The 15,815-nt window shown below is 58.8% G+C and carries 13 protein-coding genes; 3 read left to right on the forward strand and 10 right to left on the reverse strand.

Annotated features, from left to right (window positions below):
- Window positions 1–9: 9 nt before the first annotated feature.
- The 4 genes from lepA to GTO91_RS03710 all read right to left on the reverse strand — a co-directional run bounded on the left by lepA (window position 10) and on the right by GTO91_RS03710 (window position 5,318).
- Entirely contained in the window at window positions 10–1,815 is a 1,806-nt protein-coding gene (gene lepA / locus GTO91_RS03695) for a translation elongation factor 4 (RefSeq protein WP_161254978.1), read from the reverse strand.
- Between the two features lie 145 nt (window positions 1,816–1,960).
- The gene (gene murJ, locus GTO91_RS03700; RefSeq protein WP_161254981.1) at window positions 1,961–3,553 is read right to left on the reverse strand and encodes a murein biosynthesis integral membrane protein MurJ; all 1,593 of its coding nucleotides are present in this window, start codon (window positions 3,551–3,553) and stop codon (window positions 1,961–1,963) included.
- A gap of 138 nt (window positions 3,554–3,691) precedes the next feature.
- Window positions 3,692–4,885 carry a stage II sporulation protein P gene (spoIIP, locus tag GTO91_RS03705; RefSeq protein WP_161254984.1) on the reverse strand — a complete coding sequence of 398 codons (1,194 nt, stop codon included), beginning with the start codon at window positions 4,883–4,885 and terminating at the stop codon, window positions 3,692–3,694.
- Window positions 4,886–4,958: 73 nt separating this feature from the next.
- Window positions 4,959–5,318: a phage holin family protein gene (locus GTO91_RS03710; protein ID WP_161254987.1), complete on the reverse strand. Its 360-nt coding sequence runs from the start codon at window positions 5,316–5,318 to the stop codon at window positions 4,959–4,961.
- A 208-nt stretch (window positions 5,319–5,526) separates the two neighbouring features.
- Between GTO91_RS03710 and rpsT the strand changes: the two genes are divergently transcribed.
- Window positions 5,527–5,793, forward strand: coding sequence for a 30S ribosomal protein S20 (gene rpsT / locus GTO91_RS03715; protein WP_161254990.1), 267 nt, complete (start codon window positions 5,527–5,529; stop codon window positions 5,791–5,793).
- Window positions 5,794–5,874: 81 nt separating this feature from the next.
- Here the strand turns inward: rpsT and holA are convergent, their stop codons facing one another.
- Complete coding sequence (gene holA / locus GTO91_RS03720) at window positions 5,875–6,960, reverse strand: DNA polymerase III subunit delta (protein WP_161254993.1); 1,086 nt, start codon at window positions 6,958–6,960, stop codon at window positions 5,875–5,877.
- A gap of 101 nt (window positions 6,961–7,061) precedes the next feature.
- On the opposite strand from holA, the gene GTO91_RS03725 reads away from it, so the two are divergent.
- The gene (locus GTO91_RS03725) at window positions 7,062–8,258 is read left to right on the forward strand and encodes a CotS family spore coat protein (RefSeq protein ID WP_161254996.1); all 1,197 of its coding nucleotides are present in this window, start codon (window positions 7,062–7,064) and stop codon (window positions 8,256–8,258) included.
- A gap of 67 nt (window positions 8,259–8,325) precedes the next feature.
- The gene (locus GTO91_RS03730) at window positions 8,326–10,929 is read left to right on the forward strand and encodes a DNA internalization-related competence protein ComEC/Rec2 (protein ID WP_161254999.1); all 2,604 of its coding nucleotides are present in this window, start codon (window positions 8,326–8,328) and stop codon (window positions 10,927–10,929) included.
- Here the strand turns inward: GTO91_RS03730 and GTO91_RS03735 are convergent.
- The 5 genes from GTO91_RS03735 to rbsB form a co-directional block, all read right to left on the reverse strand.
- On the reverse strand, window positions 10,926–11,975 hold the full coding sequence (locus GTO91_RS03735) for a stalk domain-containing protein (protein ID WP_161255002.1): 1,050 nt from the start codon (window positions 11,973–11,975) through the stop codon (window positions 10,926–10,928). The two genes, GTO91_RS03730 and GTO91_RS03735, sit on opposite strands and share 4 nt — an antisense overlap.
- 335 nt (window positions 11,976–12,310) lie before the next feature.
- Window positions 12,311–12,772 carry a Fur family transcriptional regulator gene (locus GTO91_RS03740; protein WP_161255005.1) on the reverse strand — a complete coding sequence of 154 codons (462 nt, stop codon included), beginning with the start codon at window positions 12,770–12,772 and terminating at the stop codon, window positions 12,311–12,313.
- Between the two features lie 76 nt (window positions 12,773–12,848).
- Window positions 12,849–13,709, reverse strand: a complete 861-nt coding sequence (locus GTO91_RS03745; protein ID WP_161255008.1) for a metal ABC transporter permease — start codon at window positions 13,707–13,709, stop codon at window positions 12,849–12,851.
- Window positions 13,710–13,722: 13 nt separating this feature from the next.
- The gene (locus tag GTO91_RS03750; RefSeq protein ID WP_328793718.1) at window positions 13,723–14,532 is read right to left on the reverse strand and encodes a metal ABC transporter ATP-binding protein; all 810 of its coding nucleotides are present in this window, start codon (window positions 14,530–14,532) and stop codon (window positions 13,723–13,725) included.
- A gap of 298 nt (window positions 14,533–14,830) precedes the next feature.
- Entirely contained in the window at window positions 14,831–15,772 is a 942-nt protein-coding gene (rbsB, locus tag GTO91_RS03755; protein ID WP_161255011.1) for a ribose ABC transporter substrate-binding protein RbsB, read from the reverse strand.
- Between the last annotated feature and the right edge of the window lie 43 nt (window positions 15,773–15,815).

A 15,815-nucleotide genomic window follows, 5' to 3' on the forward strand; every position in this document is an offset into this window, starting at 1 on the left:
CAATCGGCCCTACTTGTCAATGCTAAGAACAGCCATAAAAGCTTCCTGCGGGATTTCGACGCTTCCCACCTGTTTCATCCGCTTCTTGCCCTCTTTTTGCTTCTCCAGGAGCTTGCGTTTCCGCGAGATGTCGCCGCCGTAGCACTTGGCGAGCACGTTTTTGCGGATGGCCTTGATCGTCTCGCGGGCGATGACCTTGTTGCCGATGACGGCCTGGATGGGCACCTCGAACATCTGCCGGGGGATGAGGTCTTTGAGCCTGTCAGCCAGCGCCCGACCGCGGTTGTAGGCGCGGTCGCGGTGGACGATGATGGAGAAGGCGTCGATGAGATCCCCATTGAGCAGGATGTCCAGCTTGACCAGTTCGGAGACGCGATAGCCGATCAGTTCATAGTCCAAGGAGGCGTAACCCTTGGTGCGGGACTTCAACTGGTCAAAGAAGTCGAAGATGATTTCCGCCAGGGGCAGTTCATAGATCAGCATCACCCGCTGGCCGGCAATGTAGTCCATATTGATGAAGGCGCCCCGTTTTTCCTGGCAAAGCTCCATGACGGCGCCGACGAAGTCGGAAGGCACCATGACAGAGGCCTTGACATAAGGCTCTTCGATGGTCTCAATCTTCTGGTTCGGAGGGAGTTTGGTCGGGTTGTCGACGAGGACCACCTGGCCGTCTGTCTGGTTGACCTTGTAGATGACGTTCGGCGCCGTCGTGATCAGGTCAAGGTCAAACTCCCGTTCCAGCCGCTCCTGAACAATCTCCATGTGCAGCAACCCAAGGAAGCCGCAGCGGAAGCCAAAACCGAGGGCCACCGACGTTTCCGGTTCATAGATGAGGGCTGCATCGTTGAGACGCAGTTTGTCCAGGGCGTCGCGCAGGTCTTCATAATCGGCGCCTTCCACAGGATAGAGGCCGCAGTAGACCATGGGCGTCACCTGGCGGTAGCCGGGCAGCGGCTCTTTGGCCGGATGGTCGGCGTCGGTGATCGTGTCGCCCACCTGGGTGTCCTTGACGTTTTTGATGGAGGCGACGATGAAGCCGACCTCGCCGGAAGAGAGCTTCTCCACCTGCCGGGGCGCTGGGGTGAAAACGCCCACCTCGGTCACCTCAAAGGTCTTGCCGGTGGACATCATTTTGATTTTCGTGCCTTTTTTCACGCTGCCTTCGACGACACGGACATAGGAAATAGCGCCCTTATAGGCGTCGTAAAAGGAATCGAAAATCATGCACTGCAGCGGCGCTGTCGGGTCGCCCTCCGGCGGCGGGATCTTGGCCACAATCGCCTCCAGTGTCTCTTCGATGCCGATGCCGGCTTTTGCAGAAGCCAGGATGGCGTCAGAGGCGTCCAAACCGATAACATCCTCGATCTCCTGCTTGACTCGGTCAGGCTCGGCACTAGGCAGGTCGATCTTGTTGACGACGGGGATGATCTCCAAATCATTCTCCAATGCCAGGTAGACGTTGGCCAGCGTCTGGGCCTCGATGCCCTGTGCGGCGTCAACGACCAGCAAGGCCCCCTCGCAGGCCGCGAGGGAACGGGAAACCTCATATGTGAAATCCACGTGGCCCGGGGTGTCGATCAGGTTCAGCGTGTAGACCTGGCCGTCCTTCGCCTTGTATTGGAGACGAACGGCTTGCAGCTTGATCGTGATGCCCCGTTCCCGCTCCAGGTCCATCGAGTCGAGGACCTGGTCCTCCATCTCACGCTCCGTCAGCGCCCCGGTAAACTCCAGGATGCGGTCGGCAAGGGTCGATTTGCCGTGGTCAATATGGGCGATAATGCAAAAATTTCGAATGTTGGCTTGCGCCTTTCCCATAATTCTATAAGTCCTCCCTTGCCAATTGCACAGACATATGCAATATATTATAACTCATTTTATTGAGAGCAAACAACGTTAATCGGGAAGCCAATCCTTGCATTTTTTAAAAAGAGAAGACCCGCACGAATAAGCGTGCAGGCCCCTAACGCCGCATAAACCGGCTGAGGAAGGTGCGGGCGACCATGTCCGCCTCCTCCATCTTCATTACGTAGGTTGCCAGCGCGTAGACGCCGGCGCCGGCTGATACGGTAACCGTCAACAGGATCAATTGACCTGTCAGGACGGTCATATCCACCATGACGACGATGAACTCCTGCAAGGCCATGATCGCGCCTCCCATGATCGCCGAGGCCATGAGAGTTTTCAACAGCGACGCCAATAGCCGACCACCGTCGATCGACCGCAGCGCCCGCCGCGCCAGGAGCAAGAACATGGCAAAGGCGACGACAGCGCTAAGGGAGAAGGCCATGGCCAACCCTTCTGCCCCCCAGTAGCGGATCATGACCAGGCTGAGCGCCGTGTTGAGGACGAGGATGATCAGGCTGATACGGACTGGGATGGAAGGCCGCTGCAAGGCGTAGAAGACACGGGGCAGCAACTGGTTGGCGCCCTGGGCAAAAAGGCCGATGAGGAAGAACAGCAATACTGACGCCGTCGCCAAGGTGGCCCCATGATCGAATTTATCACGCTCAAAGAGGACCTGCACGATGGGAACGCGCAGGATGGCCATGCCGACGGCGGCAGGGACGGTGATGTAGATGACGGTCCGCAACCCCAGCGACAGGTTGCGACGAAAATCGGTCCATTCCCGGCGGGCGGCGGCGCTCGTCAAGCTAGGAAAAACGGCCACCGAGATGGCGATGGCGAAGACCCCGAGCGGGAGTTGCATCAAACGGTTGGCGAAGCGGAGGGCCGTGATCGATCCCGGTTCCAAGGCGGATGCCAGGTTCTGGTTGATGATGTCCTGGACCTGACCGATCGACAGGCCGAGGAGGGCCGGACCCATTAACTTGGCTATCTGGCGAACACCGGGATGGTCAAGGCGCATCACCAACTGGTAGCGCAGGCCGACGCGCAGAAGCATGGGCACCTGCACCAGGAAATTGACAAAGGCGCCGAGGACGACGCCGATGGAAAAGGCGGCGATGCCGAAGGTGTCAGACAAGAAATAGCCGCAGAGGATGATGACCACGTTGTAGAGGATCGCCCCGACAGAAGGCATCAGGAAGTGCTGGAAGGAGTTCAGTACCCCCATGGCCAACCCGGCCAGGCCGGTGAACAAGACGGAGGGAAACATGATCCGCGTCAGGAAGATCGTCCGTTCCAGCGTCTCTCCCTCGAAGTCATAGGCAACCAGGGGGATCAACTGGGGGGTGAAAATCTCGCCGATGATGATGCCGATCGTAAGCAGCAAGAGCATGGCATTGATAAAGGTGGACGCCACGATCCAGCCGTCATTCTCCTTGTCGGTGGCGACGTAAGAGGAAAAGACCGGGATAAAGGCCGTCGAGAGGGCGCCTCCGACGAGCAAGAAATAGAGAAAATCAGGCAGCGCGAAGGCGGCGATGTATGAATCGGTAACGGCATTCTGTCCAAATTTGGCCCCGATCACCGCTTCCCGGACAAAACCGAGGAGGCGGGAGATCAACATGGCCAGCATGATCGAGCCGGCCGCCTTGGCGATGCGTTGACCGCCCCGGGAAGGCGGCGATCCGTCGTTGTCGATGTGGTTCACTGTCCGACTCCCTTTCCTGGCTGGCTCCCTCCCTAATTGTAGTAACTTTTTTTGCTTTGACAACCGTATTTCCGTCATATCTCCGGCGAGAAGTCAAAAAAACGCCTATACCGGCTATTCTTTCAGACGGTGAAGTCGTCATCCTCCTTTTTTCGCATCCCGGAGCAAACCCTTCTCCTGGAACACCTTCGCCAGGGCGTCAGCGAAAATCTCCGCCGCCGCCTGGGCCTCGGCCACACTGTTGCGGTCTCCGCCGATTTCCACGAGCAGCGCCCTGGGATGCAGCTGCTGGTGGTAGCGCCCGGCCTTGGTGATGACCCCCTTGCACAGTCCCGGCGCTTTTTCATCCAGTTTTGCCGCCACAGCTTCGGCAAACCGGAGGTTATCCCTCCAGCGTGGATGCGCCGCCCGGGCGTCGGTCCCCACGACGATCAGGATCCGCGCCGCCTTCCGACCACCCACCGTCACCGTTTCCCGCAGGGGCACAGCGTCACGATGCAAATCGATGATCGCCAGAGGATTGGGGTAGCGTTGCAGCAACGCCAGGAGGGTCTTTCGCGATTGGACATAGGCCAGATCATAGGATGGGTAGTCATGAATGGCATCGGAATGGACAACCGTTAGTCTCTGCTTCTCCTGAAGCCGCGTTCCCAGGCGCTTGCCGGCCGTGAAGACGCCGGCGTTGCGCCCGTCGAGCCGGGACGAGCCGCCATCAGCGCCGTAATTTTCAGCATTGTGGGTGTGATAGAGCAAGACAAAGGGATTTGGCTCCCCTGACGGCGGCTGGGGAGGAACATCGGAAGCCGGCTGGTTAGGGGAGCTTTTCTCTGTTTTTTCGCCAGAATCGGTGCTGCGCTCTCCGCGAGGATCCTCGCGGAGGATATCCAGCTCGGGGTAATCATCCCCCTCTTGTTCCACGGCCCGCCTCAGATTGGCGCCGCTGCCGGGGCTGTTTTTTTCGCCGGAAGCCACTGTGTTTTTCTGGCCGGACACTGGGTTGGCCTGCTGCAGCGTTGTTCCCAGCAGGGGGATTTGCCCTTCGATCAGACGATTGAGTTGATCGGCCGTAAAGCCCCTCGGACTGGAGGCCGTCAGTGTTTTTTCTTTATCATCCATGTCCGCGCCGTCGCGCTGATCCGTCGGGGCCGCCGGGGATGGCGATGAAAGGACAGGCACGGCCAGCCGGAGAATGTCAAAAGGCGGGAACCATGTCCAAAAAGCCGGCATGGCCCGCCACATCCATCCAAACAGTACGAACGAGGCGAGCAAGACGACCACCCAGAGGCGACTCGGGCCTGTGCGCCCCCATGGGTTTGTCCGGCGAATGAACAAAATAAAAACCCCCTCCCCACCCAATATATGGGTATGAAGGGGGTTAGCAAGCTATGACGGGAATCTCGCCGCCTTACCTTTTTCCTCCGCCGGGAAGCGCTTTTGGCGTCAGCGGCGTCGGCAGCACGGCGTCAATGGCGCCGATGATCAACGCTGCGATCAAAGCGCCGATGACACTGGTTTGGATCGCGTTCGGCACCAACAGTTGGCTCAGCCAGATGACGGCTGCGGAAACGAGAAACCCGACGATGCCGCGATGCATGCTGGTGATCCGGTCTCCGAATAGGGCTTCCGCTGCGTAACCCAGCAGGGCGATAACCAGGGCGGCCACGACGGCTCCCATAATGCCGTTGATGACGAAGAAAGGGATGAACCAACTGGCCACCAAGAGGACAACGGCGGAGACGAGAAAGCGGACGACCATTGAAAACATGATGGGCTGTTTCCTCCTTTTGGAACATTTCGCCCATAGTTTCTCCTCTCCTTCCCGATTCATACATCATCGAAACCCCTTTTTTGGCAATAAAACCTTACCCCCACGCAAAACCCGTCATATTCTGGCTGGAGCGCAAAGTCTTTCTTGCATCTCACTCTGTCACATGGTAAAATGACTTTTGTTGAGTGGCAAGGAGGTGAGGAGTGTGCCCAATATCAAATCAGCGATCAAGCGGGTCAAGATCGCCCGTGAGCGGACGTTGAAGAACGCCTCTGCCCGTTCGGCGCTGCGGACGACGCTGAAGCGTTTCGAAGCCGCCCTGGCCTCCGCCGACGTGGACAATGCTCGCGCCGCCCTTGCCAAGGCTGTCCGGGCTCTCGATAAAGCCGCCGCCAAAGGTTTGATCCACAAGAATACGGCGTCTCGCAAAAAGTCCCGTATCACGAAGCGTTTCAACAAGGCTGCGGTGTAACGGCCACTGTCCGCTAGGCAGTTTTTACGGCGCCTAATAGGGTAATGAAAAGGGAGATCGGAACATCCGGTCTCCCTTTTGTCATGCCTTTTTTGTGGCGAAGGCGAGCAGGCAGAGCTCCAGCGTCTGCTGAGCCTCGCCGGCGCCCGTCTTGATGGCTACGTCGGCTGCCGTCAGGCGATGGTAGAGGCGGCGCAATTCCTCCCTGGGAAAGCGGTCGGACTGGCTCTCCAGTTTCCGCACAACCCCTGCGGGCAGCTTCATCTCCCTGGCCCAGTCGGTCTTGCGCACGCCGGAGGCGGCCAGTTCCTTGAGGCGCAATAACTGCCGCACATGGCGGATGATCAGGAAGAGCAGCGGTATGGGATGCTGGCCGTTGCGGACGAGATCGCGGGTGATGCGCAGGGCGTCGTCGACCCGTCCGTCGCCTAGGGCGTCGGCGATGGCGAAGACATTGTCTTCCGGTGTGGCCGGGACAAGGCGGCGGACTCGTTCCGGCGTCACCCGCCGGGTCGGTGACGGCTCACCGAGAAAGTTGCGCAGCTTTTCCAACTCCAATACCAGCCGGCCCAGATCGTCGCCGACGCGGTCGATGAGCAGGTTCAGCGCCTCGGCTTCAAAAGGCAATTTCATCGCCTTGGCCCGCTGAGCCGCCCAGTTCCGCACGTCGGATTCGGACAGTTTTTTGATCTCGACGGCATGGCCGGCCTTTTCAATCGCTTTGTATAGGCGTTTTCGCTTGTCAACCCCTGAAGGGGAGAAAAAGACGAGGCATGTTGTCGGCGACGGATCAGAGAGGTATTTGAGCAGCGGCGCCTCCGGTTCCATCGTCTTGGAACGGCTCGCCCCCTTTCCTTTTCCCGACGAGGCCCCCTCCCCATCGGCCCCATCAGAACCGCGAGCGGCGCGCAACAGGGGTGCGTCTCGCACGATGACGAGGCGCCGTTCCGCCATGAAGGGCGGTGTCTGGGCCGCTTCGGCGATCGTCTCGGCCGTCACATCCCCCTCCAGTCGGTCCATGTTGAATTCCCCTCCCGGTTGTCCGGCAAAGCGCCCCGTCAATTCTTCCAAGACCTCGCTCATCAGGAAGGGTTCGTCGCCGTAGATCAGGTAGACAGAGGCGTAAACATCCCGCTGGAGCGTTGCCTTCATGCCGGCATAATCCATGACCAACCCGCCTTTCTGCAGACCCCTTGGGGACTGCTCTTCATATATTGTAAAACGAAATCGAGCAAAGGCAAGAGCAGTCGGCAAGGTGGTTGCAGTCTTTGGCAGAGACGGCGGAACAACTGGTCGAACTGATCCGGCGGGAGTATGGCCTGCATGTCCGGTCGATCCAGCGGCTGGCGCCGGTCTGGCGGCTGGAGACTGATATGGGGCCCCTCTGTTTAAAAAGAGTGGGCTATGATGAAGGGAAACTGCGCTTCATCTGTGCGGCCATGGAGCATCTGCGCAGGCAGGGCTTTACCCGTTCACCTGTCTTGCTGCCTTCGCGGGAAGGGCGGTTGTGGATCCCGAACCCGGACATGTGTGGAGATAGCAGGGATTCTGGCGGAGATGGTTGGTTGTTCCTGACCAATTGGGTTGCTGACCGGCCCTGCGATTTTTTTGTGGAAGCGCACATCATCGCCGCAACGGCGACCTTGGCCGAGTTCCACCAGTACGCAAAGGGACTCGAATCACCCGGCTTGTCCCGGCGGCGCTCCCATTGGTTGCGCTGGCCCCGACTGCTGGCGGGGCGGACCGCCGATTTGCACCGCTATGAGGCGCTGGGCGCAGGGGCGCCCGGTGAGCGGGATCTGCTGAAAACACAGATCCGGCAAGCCCAAAGGGCTCTGGCAGTGCTGGAAAAATCGGAGTTTGGGCGCATCGCCGCCGAATCGCGGAAGGAGAACACCTTCGTCCATCGTGATATCGCCGCCCGCAACTTTGTCCTCAATTACCGCGATGAGGCGCACCTGATCGACTTCGACTACTGCCGTTGGGACCTGCGCCTTGTCGATATGGCCCGCCTCCTTGACCGGGTGTTGCGGAGCCACCGCTGGTCCTTTTCGCTCGGGCAGAAGATCCTCTCTGTCTATGAGGAGATCTCTCCCCTACAGCCGGGCGAATACCCTGTGCTCCTCGCCTTCCTCCTCTTTCCGCAGCGCTTCTGGCGCCTCTGCCGCCGCCGTTACGACGGTTTTTTATCGGATACCTCCGAATTCAGCCGCGACCTGCGACAACAGCAAGCGGAACAGAGACAAAAGGGCATCTTCCTTCGCCGTTTTGCCGAGGAATACTGCTGGGGTTTTTTGCACCGTCATGGTTTCGGCTGTATCCTGGAAGGTGAAACCTTTTCGAGTGAACAGGAAAAAGATACGGTCATGTCAGGAGATGTTGGGAAGGCCCGGGATATACCGGCGGGTTCTCTGGGTCTCGCCTATCGAATTGAGTTATACCAGCGTTACTTCCTGCAGTCTTGATTTTTCTTTTTCTGGATGAAAAGGAATTTACTGTGCATATGTAGAAAAAGCCACCGGGGGTGTCGCTATGAAGCGTCCTTTGGTGGTTTTTGTTTGTCTCTATGCTGCCGGCATCGCGCTGGGACTGCTCGGCCATGAAATCAGAACCTATCCCGTCTCCGCTGAAACGGTCCAAATGGGCCTGGCGCTGGCCGTTAGCGGGGTGGCGATGCTGATCTGGGGAGACCGGCATCTGTTCGCCGCGTCGACGGCTCAAGTCCCGCCGAACCTCTGGAAGCGGTCCGCCTTGTACACCGCCGTCATCGCCGCCGGGGCCGCCTACGCTTTTTTGGGAGCAGAGCCCCGTTCCGGACTGTACCCGTCACTGGAGCGAACGGTCACACTCGTTGGCAGGGTGGAACAGATCGCCTCGAAAGATGCCCCCCTGCTCATGGATCTGCGGACCATTGAGGGAGAACAAATCCGCGTGAGGTCCCAGCGGGCGCCGTCAGGGCTTGCGCTTCACCCTTTTGAATGGGTAGAGGTGACAGGGCAGTTGCGTCTCCCGACAGAACGGCGCAATCCCGGAGATTTTGACTACCGATCCTACTTGTGGCGACAAGGCATCGCCGTAGAACTCCACTGCCGCAGCGGCGATGCGATCGGGCGCCTCCGCTCCCTCATCACCGATGCAGAAGGAGAGATTGTTGTCGATGAGGAGGCTGGCTTTTCCGGAAAAAGCGTCACCAACCGGATCGCTGGCGCTGCCTACAGCCTGCGCGGGCAGATGGAGGCTTTTCTCTTTGCGCAACTGCCTCGGGAAACGGCGGGTATCATCAATGGGATCCTCTTCGGCGGTCAGGGCGATCTATCGGAGGAGGATCGCCAAGTCTACCGCGTCACCGGTGTCGCCCATGCCTTCGCTGTCTCCGGCTCCAACATCGGGGTGATCGCCGGGACGGTGTTGACACTCCTGCGCGGCGGCCGGCGCTGGCGGGCGCCCCTCTGGCCGAGCATCGCCGTGACGGCCGCCGCCATCGTATTTTACGGTTTCATGACCGGTTTTCCCGCCTCGGTGCAGCGTGCGCTATTGATGGCGCTGGGCGGACTCCTGGCCTACGGATTCCAGCGCCGAGCCGATCCGCCGACACTCCTGGCTACGGCCGCGCTGCCCATCCTCCTCGTCAACCCCCTGATGCTCGCCGACCCCGGTTTTCAATTATCCTTTTCAGCCACCTGGGGCATCCTGTACCTCTTCCCCACGCTGCATCAGGCGCTTCAACCCGCCAATGAGCGTCTCGCGCTGTCACTGGAGCGACGATTGGCAAGCCCTTTTGCCAGCGTGGGCAGCGTTGCGAGCAAAGGGGCAACCCTGATCATCGATGCCCTGCTTGTCTCACTGGCGGCTCAACTGGCTGTATCGCCCCTCGGCCTCTACTACTTCAACCTGTTTTCGATCTCCGGCCTTCTGGCCAACCTTGCCGGCGGGGTGATCATCGCCCTGGTGACGATCCTGGGTTTCATCTCGTTCCTGCTGTTGCCCATCTGGTCCACAGGCGCGCTGAGTTTCACCCTCGTATCAGCAGCCGCTGTCAGTCTCCTGAATACAGTCCTTCACAGCCTGGCCGGCCTGCCGGGGGCCGCATTGACAGTAGCCACACCCTCTCCCTTGCTCCTGGCCGCCTACTACCTGGTCCTCGTCTTATTCCGGGAGGGTCTCGCCGGCCATCTCCGTCCGAAAACGGCTGCCTACATCCAGGATTGGTCTGTACGAGCAGCCCCGGTCCTGATCATCCTCTTTTTCGCCTTCCGTCTCCTGGCTCCGGAAGAGCTGCGGATCACCTTCATGGATGTGGGGCAGGGGGACGGCATCCTGATTGAGACACCAGGCGGCAAGAAGGTGCTGGTCGATACGCCCGGGCCGCCGCTCTTCACCCTCGGGAACGCAGAGGCGCCATCCAAAAAGAGCTTCGACCCCGGCGAACAGGTCGTATCCCCCTTTTTTCACCGCCAGGGGATCACCCGGTTGGATTTGATCGTCAATACCCATGCTGATCAGGATCACATCGGCGGCCTTCCCTATCTGTTGAACGAGTTCCCGGTGCGCCGACTGGTGCTTTCCACCCCTCCCGGTCCTGCGCCACCGGTTTACCTGGCACTGAGGGACCTGGCCGCTCAACGAGCTGTTCCCGTTCTGGAAGCGCCGGAACCGGGCATCGACATCAGCCCTGATCCGGCTGTCCGGATGACGGTCCTTTACCCGACGCCTGACGCTCCGCCCCAGACAGTCAACGACTCTTCCCTGGCGCTGCTGGTCGAACACGGCCGTTGCCGCCTGCTGCTGACGGGTGACCTGGAGCGGGAAGGACAGGCCTATCTCATTTCCCATTTCGGAGGCGATCTTTTTCCCATGACAGCGGGGGTGGTCAAGATCCCCCACCATGGCAGCAAGCACAACCTGGAACCATCATTCATGGGCGCGCTCGGCGAACCGGCCCTGGCTGTCGTCTCCGTCGGTCGGAACACCTTCGGCCACCCCGCGCCGGAAGTCTTGCAGCGTTGGGGAGAACAGTGCGCCGAGGTCTTGCGCACCGACACCTGCGGCGCCGTCATCGTGACAAGTGACGGCGATCAGTGGCGATGGAATACCACCCGCCGGCAAAGGCAGGCGGAACACCCCCTAACCCCTTAGGGATTCACCAGACGAACCCACATGGCGTCGTTGGTCATGCCGCCCTCGGTGCGCCTGCCAAAGAGGGGTGACACGGCGTTGAGCAGGGGAACAGAGCCATAGAGCCTGCCGTTGACGAGCGTGATGGCGTCGACGCCGTCCTCTGGATTGGTGGGCAGGTAGTTGCTGATCCAACCGTAGCCGTCGCCGGCGTAGAAATAGACAAAACCTGCGCCATAGGGCTCTCCCGGTTTGTTTTCTCTCGCGATTCCCCGGACGGCGAGACTTCCCTGCACCGGGTCATAGAGGATAGCCGAATCCGGAATCCCCCATGCTTTCAGGTACTCAAGGATATCAAAGCGCGTCCTGTGATCGACAGGATCGACGACAAGGGGAACGCTCGCCGCCTGCAAGGTTTTTTCCACGCCGTTGATGTCTAAAGACTTCATCTGCCGCTGGCCCTGGAGCAGAGAGACCTTTTGGACAAGAGGCTTTTGCGGAGCGGGCACAGCCTTCCAGGTTTTGACGATGATCGCTTTTTCTCCGGCGTCCCAGGCGACCATCGCCCCTAACGCCTGGGCCGCCGCCCGGTAGGGGACCATCAGCCGGTTGTTGACGATGCGCGGCGCTACGTCCAGGGCGCCTGTCTGTCCCCCGTTTACCAGGATATTGGGACTATCCACGGTGATCTGCAAGGTGTCTTTGAAACCGCCGGCAGAGGGTCGACGGATGATCACCTGATCGACCCAACCGGATGCATTTTTCGTAAACTGGATATCCCCTTCGGCGATGCCAAGACTGTAGGCCAGATACCTGAGCGGCATCAACACCCGTCCCGCCTTCGCATCGACGAAGGGCGACGAATCCATGCCGTTGCGTTTACCGTTGACATCGTAGTAATTGCGGTTCATCCAAAACTTGGCCGTCAGCAGTTCATTGGGGCTCGTCACCGTGGTCTGCGTGGTCACCGCCGCCGCAGGCGTTGGGCCGGCGGTTAGCGAAACGCCGGCTGCCAGAGCCGTTGTCGGCAAGCTCGCTATTGCAGCAGCGGCGGTGATGGTCGCCACCGCGATGATTCGTCTCCATCTTCTTCTCCAAATGGGTCGTTGCATAGGTTATTCCATTCCTTCCTGTAGAAACAAGGCCCTGACACACAAACTTATTTGAGTCAGCGATTGATGTTTCCGTTGTCGATAGCGCCATGCTTCCATAAAAAATGAAGCCTTTAAGGCAGTATCTTTTAAACCTTACCGCACTTATGGACTATCCGTAAACAAATAAAAAATGGAAGCTCGCTGGGTGAGCGAAAACTTCCACATTTAACAACCGTCGGGCGCGATCCCTATCCGCGTTATGTATGTGTACAACTCTTTCCGTTCCGCGTTGGCAAGGATATGCCAGATCAAGAGGTCCCTTCTCCCTTTTGGCAATCGCGGCAGTAGCCGAATACCTCGAAGGTATGACCAAGGACTTGAAAATGCTCTCGCCGGGCCAGTTCCTCCGCCCTCTCCTCCATGGGGCAATAGGGCAGGCAGACTGACTTGCCACAAGACACACACACCAGGTGGTGGTGGTGGGGCCTCCCATCCAGTTCATACCGGGCGCCCTCCTTCCCCTGCTGGCTGATCAGGCTGACCACCCCCAGGTCGCAAAGCACCTTCAGGTTGCGGTAGACCGTGTCGGCGCTCATATCAGGGTAGTCCTCGCGAAGGCGATCGACCATCTCCTTGACGGAAAGTGGTTCTTTTGCATCAATCAGAGCGCCAATCACCGCCCGCCGCTGGGGTGTGAACTTGTACCCCTTTTCCTTGAGCAGGTCAAGCACATCCTCTGTCTGCGTCTGTTTCGTCTCCTCTATCCCCATGACGCCTCCTGTCCGTTCGAATGTCTTTTCGTTTTTTCCCTATCGTAGCAAGCTTCTGCCTTTTTTCAAATCTTGGTCAGTGATTCGCCAGCCCACGCAGCGTGGCCTCTTCTCTGGACCGGCGGCGGAGAAAGCGATCAGCGGCGGCGCGAAACGCGATGGTCGCCACCAGCAGCACGACTGCCAGCAAGACGATGGTTCCGCCCGGGGCGAGATCGAGATAATAAGAAGCCGTCAGCCCGACGCTGACTTCCGCCAAGGCATAGAGCAGCGCCAGCCAGAGGGCCTTCCGGAAGCTGTTCGCCACCTGCAGGCTGGCGGCGACAGGCAGAACAAGCATGGACGATACGAGCAGGATGCCGACGATCCGCATGGAAGCGGCTACAACAAGGGCTGTCAACACCATGATCAACAGGTTGAGGGCATTAACCGGCAGCCCGCTCAACCTCGCCTTTTCCTCGTTTAAGGTGATATAAAAAAAGCGATGGTAAAAGAGACCGACCATCAGCAACACAGCCATACTGACAACGGCCAGAATGGTCAGATCGCGGTCATTGACGGCAACAATGCTGCCAAAGAGATAGCTCAAGATATCGGAAGAGGCCGATTTTTTCATGCTCAACAGGATGACCGCCAGGGCGACGCCTCCGGACAAAAAAACGGCGATGGAGATCTCGGCGTAGTTTTGAAAGCGGCGGCGCAACCGCTCCAAACCGAGAACGGCGACGATGGAAAAACCTAGGGCCATCAAGGGCGGATAGACACCGAGCAACATCCCCCCGGCGACGCCGGCGAGGGAAATGTGGGAAATCGTATCACCGATCAGGGAAAGCCGGCGCAGAACCAAAAATAGTCCGATGGCCGGACAGATGACGGCGACCATGACGCCGGCCAAAAGCGCCCGGACCATGAAATCGTGTTGGAGCATTTCGGGCATGAGGCTCCCCCTCCTAATGGCCGTGCCGGATCATCTGAACAGGGTGACCGTAGAGCAGCGAGAGGATTTCCGACTGGCGCGCCTTAAAGCCGCTCACCTCGCCATGGAAAAAAAGGCGGCGGTTCAAGCAGACGAGCTTGTTGACCCGCTCTGTCACAGCGCCGATGTCATGGGAGACGATGACGATCGTCATGGCTGATTCGCTGTTCAATCGTTCCAGGAGGCCGTAAAACTGCTCTTCCTGCTCCGCGTCGACGCCGACAGTGGGCTCGTCCAAAAAAAGGATTTCCGGTTCTCCGGCGAGCGCCTGGGCGATAAAAACCCGCTGCTGCTGTCCGCCCGACAGGTGACCGATCAGCCGGTCGGCGAAGGCGTCCATCCCCACCGTGGCCAGGGACTGGTCGATGATCTCCCGGTCAGCACTGTTCAGGCGCCCAAAGAGTCCCTTGCGCCCCAGCCTTCCAGCGGCGACGACCTCGCGGACAGTGGCGGGAAAAGCGGCGTTGAAGGCCGTCGCCTTCTGCGGAACATAGCCGATCCGGCTCCACTGGCGAAACTGCGCCAAAGGTTCTCCCCAAAGCAGCACCTGTCCCTGTTCGGGCGACAACAAACCGAGGAGCAGCCGCAAGAGCGTTGACTTGCCCGAACCGTTCGGGCCGATGATGCCGAGAAAATCTCCCCGGTAGATGTTCAATTGGATGTCGCTCAGGGTTTCCTGGTGACCGTATCGAAAAGAGAGATTCCGGGCCTCAACGAGCAGATTTTTATCGGACTGCCAGAGATCCGGCGGTGCTTGCACAGTCCCCTTCCTGCGAATGGACACGGCCCATCCCCCTTTCAAAAACTCGATGTAACGGCAAGAGGCTTTTTTCCAACCAGCGGTTCTGCTTAAATAAGATTATTCCTATTTGCGATTTCAGCTTACACCGATTTCGCTGCCCAGACAAGTCTCAATTCACCAATAGGTCAATTTCATCCACACAAAAAAAGCGAGTTTCCCTCAATGGATAATCCTTCCCATTTTACCCCTATCGGGAGACAGCTAAACAGAACCGGAGGCCGCAAACCAAGCGCTAGTCGTTGGTCGCGGCCTCCGGGTTTTCATGTTAAGATGTTCCTCTTTATTGCTTGGTGATCAACTTCAGCGCGACAGGGATTTTCGCTTCCACTTTTTCTTTCTTGACCACTTTTTCAGCAGTCTGCACGCCCATTTCGCCGATCAACTTGGGCTGTTGGGCGACGGTGGCCGACATCTTGCCTTCTTGAACGGCCTTGACCGCGTCAGCGCCGCCGTCGAAGCCGACGAGAATCACGTTCTTTTTGGCTGCTTGCAGGGCTTGCAGGGCGCCGAGAGCCATCTCGTCGTTATGACAGAAGACGGCTTGGATGTCGGGCTGACTCTGGAGGATGTTCTCCATGACGGTCATCCCTTTGGAGCGGTTAAAATCGGCAGGCTGCTTGGCTACGACCTTGATTTCTTTTTCGCTATCGATGAGGCTGTGGAAGCCCTGTCCGCGATCACGGGCGGCAGAGGTGCCGGCAATGCCTTCCAGTTCAGCCACTTTGCCTTTGCCGTTCAGGGACTTGACGACAAAATCGGCAGCGAGTTTTCCGCCGGACACGTTGTCGGAGGCGATGTGGGAGACGACATCACCGCCGCTGACGCTGCGGTCGAGGGTGATGACCGGTATGTTCGCTTTGTTGGCGTCTTTGACGGCTGTGACGAGACCATCGCTGTCGGTGGGGTTCAGCAGGATGATGTCCACTTTCTGCTGGATCAGGTTCTCTACCTGGGAGACCTGCTTGGAGGCGTCGTCCTGGGCGTCCATGACCACCAGCTTGGCGCCCATTTTATCGGCGGCAGCTTGGGCGCCGTCGCGCATATCGACAAAGAAGGGGTTGTTCAGCGTCGAGAGGGCGATCCCGACGGTCATCTTCTTGGCGGTGTCGGCCGGTTTATCGGCTGGTTTAGGGGCTTCTTTGGAACCGCCGCAGCCGGCGAGGACGCCGAGCATAAAGAGGGAACCTACGACGAGGGATGCTGCTTTTAAATACCGTTTCATGCGATTTCCTCCTACTTGTTTTCAATCTTTCAATGTTACGCGT

The sequence above is a fragment of the Heliomicrobium undosum genome, assembly GCF_009877425.1.
Taxonomy (GTDB): Bacteria; Bacillota; Desulfitobacteriia; order Heliobacteriales; family Heliobacteriaceae; genus Heliomicrobium; species Heliomicrobium undosum.